The sequence below is a fragment of the Lysinibacillus sp. CNPSo 3705 genome (genome assembly GCF_028674935.1).
In the GTDB taxonomy this organism is placed as follows: domain Bacteria; phylum Bacillota; class Bacilli; order Bacillales_A; family Planococcaceae; genus Lysinibacillus.
Genome location: NZ_JAQZSD010000056.1, coordinates 1 through 21,594, shown reverse-complemented (window position 1 = coordinate 21,594; position 21,594 = coordinate 1). Strand labels below are relative to the sequence as shown.

Here is a 21,594-nt window from a genome sequence, read left to right as displayed (position 1 = left end):
ACCTATTTACAAAAGTATATTACAATATTAATTTTATTACAGTAGATATTTAGTTCGAAGTATGTAGTGTTATTCCAATAAAGATTAGTAGAGTCCAATGCACTGAAAAAAGCACAATTCCAATTCAAGAATTGCGCCCGATTCTGGATTGCTAAAATAATGATGTTTTAAAGAATTATTATTTATAAAAGCTTTTTATAAACATTCTCATTACTTTTCATATGATGTTTAACCGCATCTAATATAGATACATTAGATGCATTTAAACTAATTGATTTATTTTCTGGGAGTAATTTATAAACTTTTTGGGTTAACCCTGTACTTTTAAATACTCTTAATTCATTCTTCCAATCTTCACGGGATATAATGTTATCTGAAGGAATCAAAATATAAAAATTGTAAGAATTTAACATTACCATTCTTATCAAATTATAATTATCTTTATTAATCCCTATTGATGCAGTGTCATCTAATCTTGAAATACGTGTAAAGTTTGGAGGAAGATAACCCAGTGCCTTTAGTGACTCATCCTTTACATTCATTTTATCCTTTTCACTAAAAATGTAAGGTGTTATTAATTGCAAAAATACTGTCATTCTAGTTGGTCTATTTTTTCCGGTTAAAATATAATCTCTATATTCAAGAAAAGAATCATAGTCCCTTCCATTGGCACGAGCTGAATTAAAAGATACTTTTAATAACCATCTAACAAGCAAATCATAATCATACTCAAAAGTGACTGTTTGATTATTAAATACAAAATTAGAGAAAAAATTCTCATACCTTCCTTTAGCATAGGTATCAAGTTCGGATAATACTCCATTATTACATTGTTGACAAACATCTTTTATTGTCTGTTGAACTTTAAGAAATTTATCAGGAGATGCTTGCAGCAATTGAATATTTTGATTTTGTGTGTACTGATATAACCACCTTGGCAAAACGTGTTCATTTGTTAATAAATTGTTTCTTTCACAATAAATACACTTACTCATATTTTCTCCCACCAATAATTTAATTTATATATTCCTTGCTACCTCTCATTTAATACGGTATATATATACACGTGTTCAAGTTTTAGCTTTGCCTCTTCAAAGAGTAAGTCTAAACAATCATTAATTAATTTAACTATACAATAATAAATATGAGCATTTTCACTTTTTACTCCAGTATCTCCATAGAGTACCCCTGCACTTAAATTATGGGCTATTCTATTTCTAAATTTAGATAGCCCTTTGTATTCATCACTTTCTAGAATTTGATGTATTTTGTTTAAAACTGGATCACTATTAGATGAATCGATAGACTTCAAGCTCTTAAAATACCTAATTTTTTTCTTATCTAAACCTCTTGAAGAAGCGTAATACTGAGAAAATTTATCAAGTGCAGCATAAATTCTAGACATCCCTGCATAAACAAAAAGTCTGTTGTCTATAAATCCTACAATATTAAATTCTATCGTTTTACTCCAGTAACTTTCAAAAACATTGTCTTCAAGCCTATAAACGTCAATTATACATTTTTGTGTTTCCTCAAGCCTAAAGAAAATGTCCCATAACATCTGCATCTCTGCATTATACTTTTCATTACCTTTACTTAATTGAATTAGGTTATTAAATGCTGCTTGTTTTCTGAAGTCAATAGCTTTTAAATCAAATTTTTCATTTATTTTAATGTTAAATAAGGTATTCTTTTCAAATTCATCCCTCATTGGAATCTGTATGTTATCAAACTGCTCACAGTTTTTATTAAAGTCTTTAACAATTTCTTCTAACGCACAATATAATTGCTCTATTGCTAAAATGGTTTTATTAACCTTCGGCTTTAGATAAAGGCCATCGAAATAGTTAGCATTTTTCTCCATAATTAATTTTTTAGCATTTCTATTGGATGATGTTCTTCGATTTATTTCTTGAATATGTATAGAAGAATTATGAGTGTTATTTCTTCTTATTTCACCAATAAAATTTCCGCTTTTTTTCCGATAGATATCTATTTCCTTATAAATTGGTGGCATATCATTCTGTTCTAACTTCTTTTCCAAAGACGTTATTATTTCATATGAACCATTCTTTTCCAATTTTTGTTTGAATCCGTATCCATATTTTAAACCTGCATACACCACGATTCTTTCAAATGCGTACCAAATAGACTCAATTGCATTGTAGAAGAAAAATCTTGCTGAATAAAATGGCTTGTCTTCCTTAGTTTTATTTATTTCAAGTGCTATATCAAACAGCGATAAGTCTTGGCACGCCCTTAAAAGAAAATAATGTATATCCTCTATTAAATTTATAATATAACCATAATTAGTAGGGTTCTTTGGAAGCTCATCTAACCCTTCTTTTATTAAATAGTTTATTAATAAATCATCAATGTCTATTTCTGTATAGTTTTTCTTTTCGAATATTTTATTTAGTCTATCCCCATCACGTTTACTAATATTTCCGTAGATAATGGGTTTCCTAAATAATTTAATTAATTTTTCTAATCTATCCTTTTCATTAAAGAAAAACAACGACTCAATTTCTTCTCTATTGAAGAATCCATCAAAATTATTTACATCTACTTTAGAAGTTATTTCGCAATCATTAAAACACTCAATATCATTGTCATAGACACGAACAGAATACTCTTTACAGATAGGACAGTAAATTTTCCTGTAAAATTTGGTGAAATTATCACTTTTTGTTGACTTTGAATTAGTCATTAACCTTTTCCCCCTTAGCAATCTCAGTTTTATCTAAACAATTGCTCCTTCTATCCATACGAGATGTACATAAGCTTATCTTTTCTATAATAATACTCATATCTTATCTCCTTTCATAAAAAATACATCTATTGGCTTATAAACATTATAAGTTAATAGATGCACAAATTGTCATTAAAAGTATAATTTATTGCTTTGAAATAAAGTTTGAGCAAAACTAACTCGCAAACCCTTATTTTACGATAAAAAAGAAGAATCTCTTTTGAACAATCTTTTTTCAAAAGGGATTCTCTTTAGGAGTTTTAATTTAGGTTTTTATAAAAAAGTTTGATTATTTTCTACGTGTGTTGCTCAACAATCGCGCCCGATCGTATTATAAGGTCAGCCAGAAAATTTTCTGGTTGACCATTTTTTATATCGATATATGATAACGGTAGCCGAGGTAGAACGTTCGCGCCCGTGGGGCTAAGACCCCGTCCGCAAAACAGTTCGCCCCCTACTTTGTCCTCCTAATACTGCACCGACTGCATATTCCTCAAAAGTGAAGAGATTGAATGGTGTTTCCTGCACAAAAAAAGAACTGTATCGATCACACAGCTCTACAAAATGTTGTATTCGGTTTAATGAGTGTACGCTCCTTGTATGGAACACGTTATCTTGCATGATAATACAGACAACTTCTGCATCTTTTCTATTCAAGCACATGAAGATATAAGGACTACATTCAGACCATTCTCTCTTAGCTATTTGCCGGAAATTCTCTCGATTAAAGTTAGCTTGTGTCGGTGTTAAAATATAATGTAGCTGCCTTACATCACAGTCAAAAAAGCTTAAACACCTCGTTAACATTGAAATAACCTGCTCACAGTAACGGCTTAACTTTACGCTATAGTTCGTGCTTCCCTCTCTCAATGGTTTGATAGTAAATTGTTGTGTTTTTTCAAATGGATTTGTCCAAAGTAAAGCACCTTCTCGATTTAATCTAAATTGAAGCGGCAATAATTTTGATTTTAAAGCCTTAAAATCCTCTGCAATATGGATTGTTAATTCGATGTTTTTATTCATAGATATTTCTTCCTTTCGGGATTGTTTTATTTTATTTCTGCTTTTTTGGGCATAAAAAAACAACCTCCAGGAAGAATCATAGTAATACAGGACATAATTATCCTGTTCTCGATTCAACCCAAAGGTTGTTAAATGTTAACTACATCTTTTTTCTACAGAAAGTAGAAAAAACCTAAAAAGACAAAAATAAGATACTTTAATCATACCAAAATATACAAAAGCAAACAATCCCACACAATCTACTTTGTTTGCGAAAACTGAAGAAATTCTTTATCATCAAAGGATGATGCTATAAGTTTAAGATATTCTGATTCCGTTAGACCTAAGAATTTATCACCTGAAGGAATATCTTTGATAAACGACCAATCAGGCTTTAACTTATCAATCGGTTCGTCTATCATGATTGTTCTCCCATCTTTAGATTGTGTAGAATATTCGATTGTGCGATCACTTTTACCTGTTTTCGAGTTTAATTTATATGTGTCTTGTTGCTTACTTACTAACGCTAATATAAAAATATAAATTGTATTATTTTGTTCGTAAAGATATTTTGTTATATAATACTTATACATCTGTACCATTACAAAATTTTTACCATAAATTGTTCTTTTAGGACGGGTGTCTTTCATGATTGAGGCGATGAAATCGTTTATTTCAATAGCTGCTCTCATAGGCATAGGCTTATAATTGGTATTCCATTCATACCTAATAAGCCGTCCCTCCGATTCTTTTAGATTTCTTTATACAACCGGAAACGGAAATACATCAGAGCAATTAGCACACTTGATTCTTACCTTTTAATTTGGCCTGATACATCCGTTCATCTGCTAATTTAATTAATTCATCAATTCCTCCTTCCCCCTCATTAACATCTAATTCTTCTTGATGGGCTACACCGATACTTACTGTTGTTCCTGTGGCTTCTTCAAAACTTCTTTTGAAACGCGCAGCAAGCTCCATCGCACGATTAGTTGTGATTATACCTACAAGCTCGTCTCCTCCATAGCGACAAGCGTATCCTTGTTCATGTAAAGTGCGCTTAAATAACAAGCCTGCCTTTTGTATTATTTCATCACCATAATCATGACCTTTGAAATCATTTATTTGTTTAAAATCATCAATATCTACGAAAATAATACTGATAGGTTGCTTACCTATAAGCTGTTCTGCCTTTTTGAAAAAGAATGCTTTATTATACAACTGTGTTAATGAATCTGTAATACTGGTAATGCTTACATTTTTAAATAATGCAATTACACGATTAAAATAATGGGTATTTTCTAGGACAAGGTAACTTGAAATAAGTAGACTACTGATAAATTGAAATGCTGCAGAACCTATAAAATTTCCAAGCATGCCTGCGATCCCCAACGAAAATAGTAAAGACATACGAACTATTTCTGTTACATCTCTTTTAGCTAATCGAATATAGCGCCACCCAACAAGAGCAAATAATGATATGGGAAATACAAAGCCTCGTATTAATGGATGTAACACTAATGTACCCCATGTTAAGATGAGTACCAAACCAATAGGTACACAACTTCGCCAGTCTCTTTTCTCACTAAATAACTGCATTACTATCGTCTCGATCAATAATACACTGGTTGCTATTTGAAATGGATAACTATCAAAAGTAATGTGTTTTCCTTGCAATGTAAATATATATAATGATGCTGCTACTAAAACAAACATACTTACAGAAATATATAATTCAGTCTTTAACTTAGTTTTATTATAAAGATACAAAGAGAATAATGCTAACATGAATATTAATAATGGTATATACAGCAAAGGAAAAATGGTAATATCATAGGTCAATTTCATAAATATTTAATTCCTCCTCTAATCGCGGAAATTGATTTTAATGTATTTTCGAATTATTGTTCTAAAAATCCGCCGTCTGCTTTAATACAGAGAGTATAAGCCGCTTCATTACTAATCGTTTTATCTTCTCTGACAATAAAACCCCCTACACATACATCGTAGGGGGTTTACTTAGTGATTAGTGAGTTACGCTTGGAGCAAAATCATTATTACTGCTCTGATCACCATGATAGAAAATTACATCTCCATCTTGTAAGTTAAATGTATTACCATAAGTATCTTGGAAACTATGTGAAAATCCATCCATATCACTCCATTGATTCATCAGTTTACCATGGATATATTGTAAATATGGATTTTGTACATCACCGTCTCTAATTGATTCAATATCGAAATTAACAATGATGTAACCGTCTTTTAAGAACATTCTATTATTCTCATTTATACGTCCTACTACAGCCCCTTCAGCAATTTTTGCATCTTTCTCTACAACATAAGTCTTGGAAGGTAAACTATATTCGCCATACCATGTTTGCTCACGAGCCACGATGTCCTTTTTAGGTACCATCGTATTGTCTGGTACTGCATCTTCACCTGGTCCCATAAATGTTCGTAGTTTAGAGTTCAACATTTGCCAACTATACGGCCCAGTACGAATAGGTTCTTTTGACCATTTACGTATATACATACGCATAAATGATGTTTCTTGGAATTTACTAGCTTCCTCCTGATATCCCTCAGTATCTGCATGACGGTAATAGTAATTTGCATTATCTATTAACTGCTTTTGTGGGACATTACGGAGTTTTTCATTCAAGACTACAGAACGGTATACTTTATCTTTTTCAGAGCCAATTCTTACAAAGTAATTTTCGTCATTATGATAATACAAATCAACTGGTCGTCTATTTTTTCCATCTTTGTTTACGAAATAGAATGTTGGCTTAATCCGAATGGCATCTGATTGGCCAAACATATTACCTTTCGTTTTCATATCGAAACGGAAAGTATAGCCCGTTTTAGTTGCTACATTTGCATAACCATTTGGATGGCTATTATGGTGTACCGGAAGTGTATACGGAAGTTCATTTCCTCTTAGAGCCCCGTCTATTCCATTTTTCCCCACCCAATAGCTATTTCCTGTAGGAGTGAATAAATCACCTTTCCTAAATACATTTTGCCAATTGTAATCTACTATATCAGTTACATGGAAATCGTATAAACGTCCAATTACATCAACTGCAATTTGGTCAGTAGCAATATGATTATCCATCATTCCATCTGGAGTGCGGAAATTAAGGTTTAAATTGGCTTCCTGCTCAGTAGGATTATTGCTACTAACATGTCCATCAGGTGCATTGATTGCGATAGCACGATAATCAATCGTGTACTCTCCTTCTGGTGTCCATACAGGTAAAAAGAATGTTACAGTCTCCATATCAATTGGTACCGATATCCACGTATTCTTAGGATAGAATCCTTGCTTTGTTTCGGTATAAACGTCAAACGGGAATTTAATTTGCTTATCCTTGTAATATTTAGCAAAATCGCGATTCCCATAACCCGGCTCGTTTAGATGTTGACCGACGGTTGGTAGTGTTACTTTAAAAGGTCTATCTAATACAAATGCATGCCGATCAGTATCGGGATTTGCAGGTGTAGAACGAGAAGGTGGATTTGTTCTTTGGTCATGCTCTTTATCATCAGATGCCTTTGCATACATAACAACTGGTGTATGTACCGTTACTGTATTTATAGCTTTTTCGCCATCAACAGTATCATTAGAAGTATTTGTGAAGGACACAGTCGGCTCCGCTGCCTTATTAACTTCTATGATTGGTGAATACTTAGCCGTGATTTTGCTGGTAGTCTGATATTTATTGACTTTTTCTTTATCGATATATTGTCCAGACATTTCTAAATCAACAATATCTGAAATAGTTATTTCTTTAGGTTTAGGACCATGAGAAGGTGTTTTCTTATCGTCCATGTGTACTGTTTCTTTTTCTGATACAGGATTTTTTTGTACATCTTTAGACGATACTTTAATTTTCACCGAATCATTTTTCACATCTGGAATACGCGATCCTAATTTAGCAGCTGACTTAAACAAATCGGTTTCATCTGGAACTGGTGGCGGACTATAACCACCTTGCAAGCTAGAAGACGGCAATGTTACATTATTACAGAGTTTAGGGAAAACATGGCTCTCCCAAATATCTGAATGTATAGCGTCCGCTACTGTTTCATGCCTGTCATTCATGACAATTACTTTTCCGCTTGGTAAAGCATAATTCTCGAATGTTAAATCATCTAGTTTATAAATAATCAAATGACCGATTTGCCAGTATGAATAATCATAAACATCATCAAATGACATTTCTTTATGAACTGTGTCACTTTGTGGAACTTCGTATGAGCAATCATAAGGACCATCTTCATCATGACACGTTCTAGAGACATACTTTGTCCATGATCTGTTGTATGTTTTATCTACCTTAATTTTATACTTGATTTTCCCTTTATATTGCTGGAATTTATAATCGGACAAGAAGCGATTTGATTTACCCCAAACTTTTAAATATTCATCCGTGGCAATACCATACTTCAAAACATCAAATACAGCACTCGTTGGTACATTCTTATCTTCTGTAATTTTCCCAACTGGATTTGCCTTCATATGTTCAGGTGTACTTTCAATTTTCTCCGCTTCTTCAACTGTGTATTCGAAACTACAAGAACCGTACTCTCCAGGTGGATTCTCATTACACTCTTCCGAAGAGTCACCTTCTTCACAACCGACTGCAAAGGTGATTTTTTTACTTGCAAACCGTTTTACAGAATCCTCCATATAGAGCTCTGCTGTATAAAGTCCCTTTTCAGTGATTTGAGGTCCCTGTACTTTTTCACTTACCCAGTATCCTGCTTCCGCCTGATTTGGTTTGCTTTTATTCTTTTTAGATTTATCCGATTTCAAATTCGTCTTAATAGGAGCACCAACTTGGCTTCCATCAGCCTTTGTTATAGTTATTGTGGTATCAGCTTTATTTCGTTTATCAGAAACATACTCGTATCCATCCATCGTGAAGGAAACAGTGTCACCTATTTTAACTTTAGGTTGATTAAGTTTGAACGTTACGATGTCTGGCCAGTCAGTTCTTAATACACGTAACCACGTTGGGTTGATAGGATTAAAATCGTCATTACCTGTTGCGTTATCAGCTGCACCACCTGCTTCGTATGCTAAGTCCCTGATATAAAAATATTTATTTCCATATATTTCTTTAGTTTTAAAATTTATTATTTCACGTGCTTCAACATTCTTTGCCATATAATCGGGGTTACCATTGTAAACGGTTTTAAAATCATCCATACTTACTCTGTCAACATCGATAACATTTCGAGCAGTAGTGACATCTTCGTCAACCAAATGATAAAAGGCTTGTCCTTTATAGGCAAAAGGAATTTTAGTACGGTCAGCTCCTGTGTTTTTGAATGGAACATCCACAGTAAAAGATGAGTTTAGCTTACTCATTGTAGATTTATCAAGAAGTTTATCTGGATATTTCCCATCGTAAAGTGTTGGGTAACGGTATATCCCTAAGACAAATTCTCCTACTGTATCGTCAACACGTTTTAATAACTTACCCTCAGCTAAATTATCTTCTCTTAATAATGTATCATTGTTAAAGTATGGCAAAGTTCCACTAGGATCGGCTTCAGAAGTTACTACACCGCAAATTGTAAAATTTAAACCAACTGGTTTTATTGAGCCAACAGTTTGATTTAATTTTTGAGTATCTTGGTCAAACCTATTTCGAGAATCGTAGGCTCGGACATAGAAAGACACTTCTTCTTTCATTGTAACTTCATAAGGTATAGTTAGTGTTGCTTTTCCATTTGAAGTTGGAACATTGTTCCACTTTTTTAATGTCGAAGCGGAATTCTTATCTTTCACGTACACTTCTACATATTTAAGAGACGCCTTTTCGTCGCTTTGTTCTACCTCAATTTCAATATTAATTGGTTTTTTTATGGGGTAACACGCTTTTCCATTTACTGGTTTCTCTTTGACTGCGAATTTGGTAATTTTCGGTGCATCCCCGGGTGCTTTAACATAAATTTTCCCGTTTTTATATTCTGATGTAACACCAGAAGCGGATATTATGTCATCAATTTTAAATCGATCGAAAGCTGTTTTTGGCTCAGGTGGATTCATAGAATATCTAGGTATTTTACCTGAATCTTTATCAGCTAAAACTTGATGCTTTTCCCCGCCAAATGCGTTAACCCATTGTCCTATACTACCGTCGTTAATCATTGTTACAGTAGAACCATTTGAACTTTTGTACCGATAAGTATTACCAATTGTTTCATTCGTACTACTATTTACGATTTCCGTATATCCATCAAAATACCAAGTAGAACTTCCATCTAACGTTGGTATTACCGTTAGAGGTATTGTTCTATCAACTGAGGTTCCAGGGACATCAATAGCAGCGAATACACTCTGGGGCACTGTAGAAAAGAAGATGAGTATGGCTAGAAAGGTTAGCCATACTTTCTTCTGAGCTTTCAACATTCAATCACTCCTAGTTATTCTTTTGTACTTCAATCCAAAAATACTCTAGTCTTTGTCCCGTACCAAATCTAACTTTAAAATCTCCAATATATTCGATAGTTACGTTACCACTAAATTCACGCTCACCTGCTGGAATGTCTTTTTCTTTTGCATATGCTTCACGTGCTTCTTTTGCTGATTCTTTAATTTTACTTTCTAATGACGAAAGCTCTGGATACGCAAGATTGAATAATTGAAGGGTTAAGTTAACTGTATTTTCGCTAGTATAATCAATGCTAAACTTCATATCTTTAGTTTTACTATTGAGTAAGATACCAATTTGAGTTGACAAATATCCTGGTGGTAACGTATTTATCCAATTTGGTTCCTGCAAATGTATAAAAGCCCCAGCTTCTTTATACTTAAAGTTTGTTTTTTTAACATATTGTTGTCCTTCGATTAATAGCTTTTTAAATCGAAGATCATTAAAAGCAAATTCAGTTACTTTGTCATTAGGAGCTACATCGTATAATGATTTATCATTATTAACTACCTTTTGAAAGTCATCTAAACTCATATCCATACTCATTTTAGGAATATCTGTTTGAATTTCAGCTTTTTTCTCATAGTTCAATGCACGATATAGGAATACCGCATAGTGCGCTCTTGATAGCGGTTCATTTGGCTTGAAAGTAGTTGCATCATAACCAGTTGTAATTTCCGCTTCATAAAGCGCTGCGATAGCTTTCCCTTCCTCAGTCGTTTGAGAAACGTCCTTAAATGGATGCTTGCCAGTAGCTTTCAAATCAAATGCGTTAGCAAGAATTAAAGCCATTTCCCCACGTGTTAATTCTTTGTCAGGATTGAAGTTCCCTTTTGCATCAGCTTTAATTAATCCAGTTTGCTGTAACTGCATAATTGCGTCGTAGTATGGATGTGTTTTTGGTACATCTTTATAAGCCTTAATACCAACTTTAGGTGTTAGCTTTTTAACTCGTTGAACTAATACAGCAGCATGTTGTCTACTAATTTTTACATCTGGCTTAAATGTACCATCACCATAACCTGTGATAATCCCTTGATCTCGCATTTGGTGCAAAATGTCATAATACACATGTGTTTTTTTAATATCTTTAAATGGTGTTTTGTAATCAGCGTGCGCTGTTTCTGTTGTAACTGGTACCACAATGCTTGCTGTAGCAACTCCCATTGCCATTGCACCTAACAGAAACTTATTTTGTCGAACGAATCCTTTAAATAACTTGTTTTTAACTTCTTTTTTCATGAGAAAAAATCTCCTTTCATATTAGAGCTTCGAGGTATCACTCCTTAGTACAATTTTACCATATTTTCCAAAAACCAAATAGGATTAATTAATTGTATTATTTTTTTATAACAATCAAAAAACCCCGCTTCAAACATAAGACATTTACTTTACCTAAATAAGTAAAGTTAAAAAGTCATGTTTAAAGCGGGGTGTTCCCGTCAGTTTCTGAATATTAATATACTATTAACTTATCATAGTGTTACCTAAAACTCAATAAAAACATGATTTAAATTATTACGTCTATCTGTTTTTGAACTTACACTTTCATATCCTATCTTTCATTTACTAAATATTTGCATTAAAATCATTACAGATTGATTATTCTGGAATGCTAAAGTATCCATTACTTAAATAAGTGCAGACTTTGTTCAATAAAGGTAACAATACAATTAATTAAGTAAGGTACCGTAAAGAGGTGTCTTGAAGAAATCGTTTCAGTAACTGAACCAACTCGCCTGAATACACGAATGATGCAGCACTGGCCCGCTCAGTCGTGTCGTTTACTACGTCTACGCATCCCTTTTGTAAATGTCTTATATATCTTAAATGCAGGTATTAAAACAACATATCTCCAATCGATACTATCTAACCCACCACTTATTATATCTATAATTACCTTTATTAGAGATAAAAAGGATACACTAAGAATAATTAAGATTATTAATACTCTCCATAATTTATAATTAAATATAAGTACCCTTCGTTTTGTCCAAAATGAAATTTTTTGGTTTTCAGATTGATTTTCACCATCCCCTGCCTCATTGTTTCTTTTATCTAGATATTCTTCTAAGACTCCCTCAATCGTCCCTAATATTACGAATAATCCAAGTACGAATAAAGATACTTTTAAGGATATAATAAAATCTAAAAATGCTGTAAATATTTTCTTCACTCTCCCTTTTTATGTATATTTCATTTTAAACCTTCCGTTTAAGAATGTTAATGAAATAATCCATTCTTTTCTTGCGATATTATTTTGTAGTTTTTTGCTTGTTCCGATGTCCATAAGGGTGTAGCAGCTAGGATTTGAATGGGGTATGGAAATGGATCTCTTTGTAGAGCGATAATAAACTAGGTCTTACTATATTTGAAATGTAATAATACTTTTTAATGTTGTTTAATTCCCATTGAACTAAAGCATCCCGTTGAATAAGATAATAGAATCCTTACCCTCTAATATATCAGCAATTTCTTTTACTGCGTGGTCCTTTAAGTAAACAGAACGTTGGACCATATTAACAACTAATTCATAAATACGCGTTGTATGGTGCTCTAGCTCTGTTAAGTCCTGTTTATAATCATTTGAACCTTCCTTCATGCATTTCGTACAACGCAAGTACCTTTTCAAGCAAATCCTTATTTGATAGTCCGCTTGAATCCAACGAGTCTTTTTTGGACATTAAAGACAAGAAATAAAAAGAATTGCTTGGAAATACAGTATTATAAAAAGGTTAAAAGAAACATTTGGCGATGATGATTTTTCATATATAACATCCTATTTTGCGCCTACTGTAGAAAGTGGATAAAATTCTCTTCAATCTTTATTTAATAACAAATAAAAAAACTCCATTTCGAAAAAACATTGATTGATCAAAATGGAGTTTCGCGGTTAAATTGTTTGAGTTAGTTCAGCTTAAAAATATCTCGTTTTGTTACACATTTTATAAAGGATACTGATGTATTAATAATATTACATTAACTCTTGACTATTAATAAAATCTGAAAGCGACCATATTACTTAGAATAAATCAGCAATTTCTAAAGTTTTTAAAAGCACTTTAGCCATTTGAGCACGTGTTAAATTGGAGTATGGATCAAAGACATCACCCGGTTTCCCAGTAAATATCCCAAGCCCTTGCATTACTGCTACAGCTGATTTAGCATCCTCTGAAATTTTATCAGCGTCTGCGAAATTAAGACTATATGATTCTTTTTTTACATTTAGATAATCTAATGTTCTTTCAAGCATTAAAGCAGCTTGTTGACGTGTTAGAGTGCCGTTAGGATTAAACTTACTCGCTGACACTCCTTTAATGATTCCAGCATCATACAAAGCTTGTACATCGGAAGCAAACCAATCCTTCGCTTTAACGTCTTTAAATGTATTTGTACCTGTTGCTTCAAGCCCTAGTGATCTAACTAACATTGCACAAAATTGTGCTCTAGTAAGCGGATTATTGGGGCTATAATAACCAGTTGATGTACCAAATACGATATGACGATTTGCAAGCTCTTCTATAGCATCCTTGCTATATACGCCTTCGATATCCTTAAATTTCACTTGTTTAGTAGAGAAATAAAATTCTCCAGTACGATTTGTTTTGAAACTTATTTGATTTGGTTTCACAAATTTGAAAGGAACAGCTTTATACTCATCATTTTCATAACGAAGTACAAAGGCTTTCTTTTGTTCTTTCGTTAATTCAATTTGTTGTTTAAATGTGCTAATTTCTTTGCCATCTGCCCAGATACGGAGTTTATAATGGTTGTTGCCTTTATTTAGCCATTCAATGCTCCACTGCTTTGATTTAATTTCTAATGGAATTTTAATCTTTATTCCATCTTGCTCTACTGTTATCGTGTCTTTTGAAGGGTTATTAATTGTCCATTTCCCATTCTCATATTTAATTGTCTCAGCAGTAGTCCCTGTCTCCGGTGGAACAATTACTGGTGGTTCAGGTTTTGGCTGCGGATTCGGATTTATAACCGGTGGGTCCACTACAGTTGGAGGTTTTACCACAGGCGGGTCTACTACCGGTGGCTCGGTCACTGGTGGGTCCACTACAGGCGGTTTTACTGGTTCTACTGGTTTAGGAGTTGGTTTTACAACTGTTAAATCAGGTTTACCATCATCTGCAGTACCAATCTCAGTAATTTTATAACCTAGTTCAGCTAATAGCATTTCTTTATAAGATCCGTCATGAAGATTCACAACAATATAATCTTTAACTTCTTCCTTGTATTTTTCAGATGGAGTAGCTTTATAAGATTTCACGCTAGCTAGAGCATAAAACGTTTTAAATACATATTCTGCATGATTTTCATTTTCTGTTCCCCAAATCTCACCTGTATATGGAGTATAAGTTACACGAACATAGTTATCATTTAATGATGCTACCTGCATTTTCGAACGGACAAGGGCAGACTCTTTACCAATCGTAGTTTTTGGTTTGATTAAGTCCATTAAAGCCTTTTTAACAGGTCCTTCTGTTAGCTTGGATAATTCAGATTCCGCTTCTAAATCTTGCTCATATGCAGCATGTATAGCGCTTAAAAGGATATTTATTTCTTCTTTAGTGAAAGTCTCCACTTCTTTTTCAGCTGCATAGTCTTGTACATGCTTAATATACTTTTCAACTACTGAGTCTTTTACTGAATTAATGTCTGGTTTAAGTGTTTTGATTTCATCAATTGAAAGTTTCTTTACATCAATATCCGAATCAGAAACTGTTTCAGTTAAAATATCATCCACTGCAGGTACTTCTTCAGTATGTGTTTCATCCCCTGGTACCTTTTCAACACCCTCATTTTCGGTAGGTTGTTGTTGTTCTTTTTCAGGGGTAGTGGCATCTACGTCAGTTTTGTTTTCCCCTGAATCCTTAGTCTCAATTTTTTCTTTGATATTGAATGTAATTGTTTGGTTTGTTGTCTCGTCTGATAAACTGAAGATTTGTTTAGACTCACCAACAATTTCATATCCCTCTGGAGCGTTGCTTGTGACTTCAATTTCTCCGTACTGTACATCAGTTACCCAATTCTCAGATATTACTTCGCCATTTGCATTTACATATTGAACAAGATACTTACCTGTTGTAACGTCCTCAGATACATCCTTAAGAATTTTTTCAATTTCTGCTCTTACTTCATCCTCAGACACTTTTAAAGCTACAGCTAGTTCCTTAATTACATTTCCTAACGCATTGTCATCGTGCAAATAGTCAACTATAGAATTAAACACAGTTGGTTGCGGATAATTTTTAATAGTTGGCAAAGTTGAAGCGGCATATTCCTTTTCGTATGCTGCAATGTCAGACTCCTGCATTGTACGTTTTAACATTTCAAGCGTATTGACTAATTTTATAGCTTCAATAACTTGCTGTTTAGTTACTGTATCTCCAAGTTTCCCAATCGCTTCTTTATAATTAGGTAGCAACTCTTCATATACAGGAACATCTTCATCGCTTATATAATCGGCCAACTCTTGCGATGTCACATTATCCAATTCATTTATAATTTTATCCAGTAGGTCTTCTTTTTTGTTATCAATTGCCATTTGAAGGGCATCTAAACGCTTTTGTAATGCTTTTTTATCATCACCATTTGATAATGCATCAACAAGTACTTGTGCATCATTTTTGTGCTTTTGAATTAAACTAGATTTCCCTTTAGAAACCGCTTCTTCCGCCCGAATATATTGACTTACAGCGTCCAGACGCTGTTGTAAATCGGTTTTCGCCTTAGTAGCTGGCAATACATCCACTAATAGTTGAGCTGAATCGATATCAGTTTTAGCTTTTGATTTCTCAGCTTGATTAACGGCATTTCTAGCAGTTAGATAAGCATCTATGTGCTTCTGCAGGGTATCTAAGCGTTCTTGTAATTCAGTCTTTAAATCCCCTTCTTGCAAGATATCTAATTTCTCTTGAGCTTTATCCTTATCTTGCTGCTGTAATGTATCTTCGGCTTTGCTAACAGCATCTTTAGATTGGTCTTCTTTAGATTTATTATCGATCACATCTTGAATAGCATCTAAACGACTCTGTAATGCTTCTTTTTTTGGACTTTCAGGCAATTCTTTAACTAGTAATTGAGCTGAATCTTTATCTGTTTGCGAATTAGTAGACTCGGCAACTCCAACAGCAGCAGTTGCATCTTTTAATTCAGTCAGGGCATCTAATCGGTTTTGTAGGCCCTCTTTAACCTTATTGTTAGTTCCTATAGCATCCACTAATTTTTGTGCTGCTAATTGGTCTGACTCTTCTAATGTTGTTTCAGCAGTTGAAACAGCTGAGCTGGCATCGATTAACGTTTGAACGGCATCTAACCGTTCTTGTAGTTTTTCTTTTACAGTACTATTTATTAGTCGATCTAATAACTTTTGAGCTACATCTTTATCAGCTTGTTGATTCGTTATCTCTGCTTTAAGCACACTATCAATAACATCGTAGTATGCAATTATTGCGTCTAATCGTTCTCTCAACTCTTTCTTAACAGTTAACCAGGTAGGAACCTTTTCTAATTTTTCCTCTGAATTTGCTATTGCTGCAGCTAATTGTTCTTTTGAATGAATTTCTTCCGCTTCTACAATAGCTTTTCTAGCTTCCTCAATAACTTCGCTTAAGTTTAACCAATTTTCATAATCCTCGACTGTAGGGGTTTTTACAGGACCACCTTCATGAGACGCTACATAATCATCAATGATCGTTTTTAAACTTTCAATATTGCTTGGAGTTACACCTTTAACTCCTGCCCAATTGAAATCATCATCAGTAGCATTTTTATAATTATTGATTAACCATTGCAAACGATTGTTTTGAACTAAGGATTTAACCAAAGTTTCTAGTTGTCCGTTTTTGCCTCCGAGCTTTGTTGCTGAATTTTCGACTTCTCGAATTTCCCGCTCTGACGATACATTGACCTTAATATCTACAGTTTTGTCATACAGCGATTTCAATGACGTATGAGTATTTAAATCAAAAGCATCAAAAGATTGCCCTTTATCGGCCTCTAATGCTTGTACAAATCGTTTATACGTTTCAACATCAGATACAGCAACTACAGGTTTATTTTTTATTATAAGTTCTTTTTTAGTTAATTTATCTTTAGCTATAATTGTCACGTAATCCTCATAGTTACCATCTGCTAAATCAAAAGTAACATTAACTTTTCCGTCCGTAGTTGTTAATTTTTTTGTTATTCCATTGAAAATAACTTCGACTTCATGTTTTGTATCATTAGTGTCTTGAATTGAAGCAATAACATTAAGTTTACCGTTATTGATATATTCGTAAAGATCACCCGTTACAATAATTTCAGGAATACCGTTGTTCAAATACTCCTGCATATCTGTACGTAATTGTCCCTGCCACAAAGCTTCTGTAGCTACATGAGCTTCGGATTTTTCTTGATTATCGTGAGTATCATTATATTCAATAACTTCCTGCATAGCAGATACCATAATGGCCATATAGTCTTTTGCTATTTTATATGGTACTGCTTCAATTTTTTCTGATAACAGTTGATCGCGATTTGTTTCACGTTGGAACACCTGTCGATAATCTAATTGAGCATCCAAGGCACTTATTGTACTTTTCAACTTATCTGCAGCATAATCTGGTACCTTTTCATGTACTGTAGTGACTTTGCTTGCCGTTAAACTGCTATATGCTTCTTTTAACGCATTAATAAAATGCACTAAATCTTGTGCATGCGTCCCCTCTCCCAATGGTTGGAATGCATCTTTAAACTTGTCATACCAATCGCTATTCTCTTCTAACACATCTGTTACACCGAATTTGTCTAAGTCTCCCTGTGTTATTGTTGTTAAATCTGACATGTAATCTTTAGTAACTTGTGTTAAACGGTCTTGTAATACCTTTTTATTGTCTTCATTCTCAACTACGGCTACCTTATCTTGAGCGTTCTTAATAGAATCCCAAGACGTACTACCATGATCATCTTCCATAGTTTTAATTGCGTCATTTGCATCGTGATAACGTTGTAATTCATCGATACGGTCTACCAGTTTGTTTTTATCTTCCGAATCTGTTAACGCGTTAACAAGCTCTTTTGCAGGTTCAAAGTCAGCTTTAGAAAGACTCTTTTCTGCAACCTCTGTTGCTGTACTTGCAGTTACTAAATCTATGCGCTTTTGCCAGCTTGTTAATGTTTCGCTTTCTTTTACCGTTTTTGATTTCAATTCCCCTAAAAGTGTATTAGCATTTTCAAGCGCTTCCTTTGTTCGCTCTTTTTCATACGTTAAAATTGATTCATAACTTTTGTAAAATGCTTCATGTTGTAACTCTGTGTAGGAATCTGGATCTTTTGAATGTGCTTTTAAATCCTTCATATAATCAGCAGCGTTATCAACTTTAATTACAGTATGAGTTAATGTTTTTGGTTCACTATCAATAATTCCATCATTGGCTACAATGCTGATTGCACTTTGATGATAACCTTTTTTGTAATCACTGCCTTTTAACGTTGCTTTATACACTGTATAGTTATTTCCAATCGAAGCTAATGCTGTAATACCGTTATAAGTTACTTTTGCTAATAAAGGTTGCCCATCCCTGTCTGACATAGTACCTTGTACATCAAAATTTGTAGAATCATCTACAACATTGAATTTGTCTACGGCTTTTATAGACTGCACAACAGGGGCAGTATTTACCTTTTTCACCTCAATGACTTGTACAGCTTTATTCCCTTTTGCATCTTCTGCAAATACTGTGTACTTTCCGTTTTCATTTACTGTGAATTTGCCATCTGTGACAGCTGTGCCACTACTTGCAAAGTATCCAATATCTTGTTCGCCTTTTACATATTTAACACTTTTTATGGCTGAATAATCATGTACTTTTATATCTACAGTAGAAGTTGCTTTAAACTCACTTTGCTCAGTTAATTCGATAATAGGCGGAGTTTCATCATCGTTAAGTACTCGTTGCGCTCTTTCGTACCAGTAACCATCCGTATTTTTCTCACCATGAATGTACGCATTTAAACCACCTGATAATGAACCGATAAAATTGCCCTTAACCTCATTAGCTTTGATGTCAGATTCTTTGGCCGTTTTAGAAAACACTCTGAATTCTGCATTATTTGGATACCCACTCATCCTTACTTCATTGTAGGTTAATTCACCATTATATACAGAATAGAATACTTTACCTACAGGGAAATCACCCATATGATATGGAATAAAAGGGTTTACTAATTCAAATTTACCATTTTCAACTGTTATATCGAAAGCAACTTTATAATACTCATTCGGCCTACCTGTCCACATACCACTACCATCTTCTGTTCCATGGCTCCTACTATATTCGAAAGTATAATCCTTCTTAACATCGAATTTATTCCATTGATACATTACTTCTCTAATTGATTTTACTGGACTTGTTGAATATGAAGATGTTGCTTGTCCATCACTTGCGATTACTCGGAATTGCACTGAGGTTTTGTCACTAGGTACAGTGTATTCGTAGACTTTTTGTGAGCCTTTATATACCTGTTCCCAATTACCACTGTTGTTATAATTCGCTAGAAGTGTATAAGTTAGTGAATCACCATCAGGGTCAGTAGAACCATACGAGATAAAGTGTTTATCACCATGTTCAAATTGCACTTCAGGTACTTTTAAGGTAGGCGTTGTAGGAGCTTCATTTAACTTTTTACCTAATTCATACCAAAAGCCATCACTATTACGTGAATTGTTTAAATGATCATTTATCCCTCCTTGAACAGTTCCAATTAAATTACCTTTTTTGTACTTAATACCATCAAGAATATGTTGATACCTTGGGCCTCCTACTGGATTACCATCTTGATCATGATGAATACCTAAATAAAAACTTTGGACACGAAAATCATCGTAACCTTGCTTTTTAAATTCAGAAATAGAATCAGAAAAGTCATGAGACTCCATATTCGAAGTTACTACTTGAAGGCTCTCTTCATCTTTTATAACTTCAAATTTATTCCACTTATAAGTGCTTGCTTCGGCACTTTGAACCCCAACTGTACCGGCTACAGCTGCGTTAGCAATTGCTAGAGCCATGAATGCTTTGCCTGAAGGTTTCACATATTTTTTAAAACGAGCCTGATTTTTTTTATTTCCCTTTTTTTGAGACAATATTATTTCACTCCTATTGTAGATTCAAAAGATTTAATTGACAGGTACATACTTAATTCCATACTCTGCGCTACTAATAATTTCACGATCATTAATCCCAAAGAATAAATTGGAATTTATTTTGAATGTTGAAATCACATTTAAGACTTGCCCCTTTGTGAGATAACGCAAGAAAATACCATTGCGTGAATATACCGGAACTTTTGAGTTGGTAACCTCAATTTTCCCGAAGCAAATCTTTGGTTTATTATGATAAATATCCTTAACAAACCTACCATCTGCTAGTTCAGCTACCCCGTCCTCAATGGATACAATTTCATGGGTTGTATTTCTTAAAATCCGTTCATTTGGTATCCTCTGAAGTTCTCCTGCATCCTTTTTAAAAACACTCATATCCATTGGAAATGTAATTAGTGCGTGTAGCTTTTCTTTTTCATTTTGATATAACTGCTTTTCTGAATTTAAAATAGCTTGCACCTAAATCCCCTCCTTTTTTACAACAAAAAAACCCCGCTTCAAATACGACCAAATTAACCACATTTTGTTGGTTAAGTCATAAAAGAAGCGGGGTGTTCCCGTCATATATATAATTATTTTGTAAAAAAAATAAGCTTTCTTAAGTAACATTCACTATTACTTAGTTATTCATAATTTAACATATAGACCAGATGAAAACAATTATTATTACATCTAAAAGAAAATTCAGTTAATTATACTTAATAATATTATTTCCCTATGTAATACAAGAATCTTGTTTATGTTTATTATCATTATTTATATTTATTTGTATATAAAAAGCCGCTATTACACATGACCTGTAAAAGTGGCATATCAAAGATTATATTACATAACAGGCTCTAATGATTAGTTACCACTAGTAAAGACTTAGTGAATCTCACTTACCGAATCTCACTTACCTCTACTGTAGTTTTAACAACATTTTTACCAACACCGCCGTCAACTACACCTATTATAGCCAATGTTAGGTCAAAAGCCATGGAATTTTTAAAACACCATGTGCAAGGTCTGCATAAGATTATAATTTCCCTAATCCGGCATAAAATCCATCCATAAAGACATTCTTCGTTCATTTATTCATAAGACACTGTTTATAAATGAAGTGGGAGTTTAATGAAAGAATAAATTGGTTTATTTTACTTGTTCTAATAGCTCAGATAGTAACCTATAATTGTTTTGATAAACGAAATACGTTTCACATTTTCAAGAAAACATTTATTGTAATATTA

General features: G+C 33.5%; 11 protein-coding genes. All 11 read right to left on the bottom strand.

The features are described from left to right. Window positions 1-182: 182 nt before the first annotated feature. On the bottom strand, window positions 183-995 hold the full coding sequence (locus tag PVA17_RS19235) for a hypothetical protein (protein ID WP_274068618.1): 813 nt from the start codon (window positions 993-995) through the stop codon (window positions 183-185). A 38-nt stretch (window positions 996-1,033) separates the two neighbouring features. Beyond that, window positions 1,034-2,710, bottom strand: coding sequence for a Cthe_2314 family HEPN domain-containing protein (locus PVA17_RS19230; RefSeq protein ID WP_274068617.1), 1,677 nt, complete (start codon window positions 2,708-2,710; stop codon window positions 1,034-1,036). Between the two features lie 465 nt (window positions 2,711-3,175). Further along, window positions 3,176-3,775 carry a hypothetical protein gene (locus PVA17_RS19225; RefSeq protein ID WP_274068616.1) on the bottom strand — a complete coding sequence of 200 codons (600 nt, stop codon included), beginning with the start codon at window positions 3,773-3,775 and terminating at the stop codon, window positions 3,176-3,178. Between the two features lie 239 nt (window positions 3,776-4,014). Next, on the bottom strand, window positions 4,015-4,446 hold the full coding sequence (locus tag PVA17_RS19220; RefSeq protein WP_274068615.1) for a hypothetical protein: 432 nt from the start codon (window positions 4,444-4,446) through the stop codon (window positions 4,015-4,017). Between the two features lie 103 nt (window positions 4,447-4,549). Then, on the bottom strand, window positions 4,550-5,602 hold the full coding sequence (locus PVA17_RS19215; protein ID WP_274068614.1) for a GGDEF domain-containing protein: 1,053 nt from the start codon (window positions 5,600-5,602) through the stop codon (window positions 4,550-4,552). A gap of 178 nt (window positions 5,603-5,780) precedes the next feature. After that, window positions 5,781-10,184: a DUF5704 domain-containing protein gene (locus tag PVA17_RS19210; protein ID WP_274068613.1), complete on the bottom strand. Its 4,404-nt coding sequence runs from the start codon at window positions 10,182-10,184 to the stop codon at window positions 5,781-5,783. Window positions 10,185-10,194: 10 nt separating this feature from the next. Further along, window positions 10,195-11,448, bottom strand: a complete 1,254-nt coding sequence (locus PVA17_RS19205; protein WP_274068612.1) for an S-layer homology domain-containing protein — start codon at window positions 11,446-11,448, stop codon at window positions 10,195-10,197. Between the two features lie 529 nt (window positions 11,449-11,977). Next, complete coding sequence (locus tag PVA17_RS19200) at window positions 11,978-12,382, bottom strand: hypothetical protein (protein ID WP_274068611.1); 405 nt, start codon at window positions 12,380-12,382, stop codon at window positions 11,978-11,980. A gap of 240 nt (window positions 12,383-12,622) precedes the next feature. Beyond that, window positions 12,623-12,808: a hypothetical protein gene (locus PVA17_RS19195; protein WP_274068610.1), complete on the bottom strand. Its 186-nt coding sequence runs from the start codon at window positions 12,806-12,808 to the stop codon at window positions 12,623-12,625. A 420-nt stretch (window positions 12,809-13,228) separates the two neighbouring features. Beyond that, window positions 13,229-20,347 carry an S-layer homology domain-containing protein gene (locus tag PVA17_RS19190; RefSeq protein ID WP_274068609.1) on the bottom strand — a complete coding sequence of 2,373 codons (7,119 nt, stop codon included), beginning with the start codon at window positions 20,345-20,347 and terminating at the stop codon, window positions 13,229-13,231. A gap of 33 nt (window positions 20,348-20,380) precedes the next feature. Then, entirely contained in the window at window positions 20,381-20,824 is a 444-nt protein-coding gene (locus tag PVA17_RS19185; protein ID WP_274068608.1) for a hypothetical protein, read from the bottom strand. Window positions 20,825-21,594 lie beyond the last annotated feature (770 nt).

What these genes read in the sequence shown, in the direction of transcription:
- PVA17_RS19235 (WP_274068618.1), bottom strand. Translation starts at nt 995, where the DNA reads ATGAGTAAGTGTATTTATTGTGAAAGAAACAATTTATTAACAAATGAA.
- PVA17_RS19230 (WP_274068617.1), bottom strand. Translation starts at nt 2,710, where the DNA reads ATGACTAATTCAAAGTCAACAAAAAGTGATAATTTCACCAAATTTTAC.
- PVA17_RS19225 (WP_274068616.1), bottom strand. Translation starts at nt 3,775, where the DNA reads ATGAATAAAAACATCGAATTAACAATCCATATTGCAGAGGATTTTAAG.
- PVA17_RS19220 (WP_274068615.1), bottom strand. Translation starts at nt 4,446, where the DNA reads ATGAGAGCAGCTATTGAAATAAACGATTTCATCGCCTCAATCATGAAA.
- PVA17_RS19215 (WP_274068614.1), bottom strand. Translation starts at nt 5,602, where the DNA reads ATGAAATTGACCTATGATATTACCATTTTTCCTTTGCTGTATATACCA.
- PVA17_RS19210 (WP_274068613.1), bottom strand. Translation starts at nt 10,184, where the DNA reads ATGTTGAAAGCTCAGAAGAAAGTATGGCTAACCTTTCTAGCCATACTC.
- PVA17_RS19205 (WP_274068612.1), bottom strand. Translation starts at nt 11,448, where the DNA reads ATGAAAAAAGAAGTTAAAAACAAGTTATTTAAAGGATTCGTTCGACAA.
- PVA17_RS19195 (WP_274068610.1), bottom strand. Translation starts at nt 12,808, where the DNA reads ATGAAGGAAGGTTCAAATGATTATAAACAGGACTTAACAGAGCTAGAG.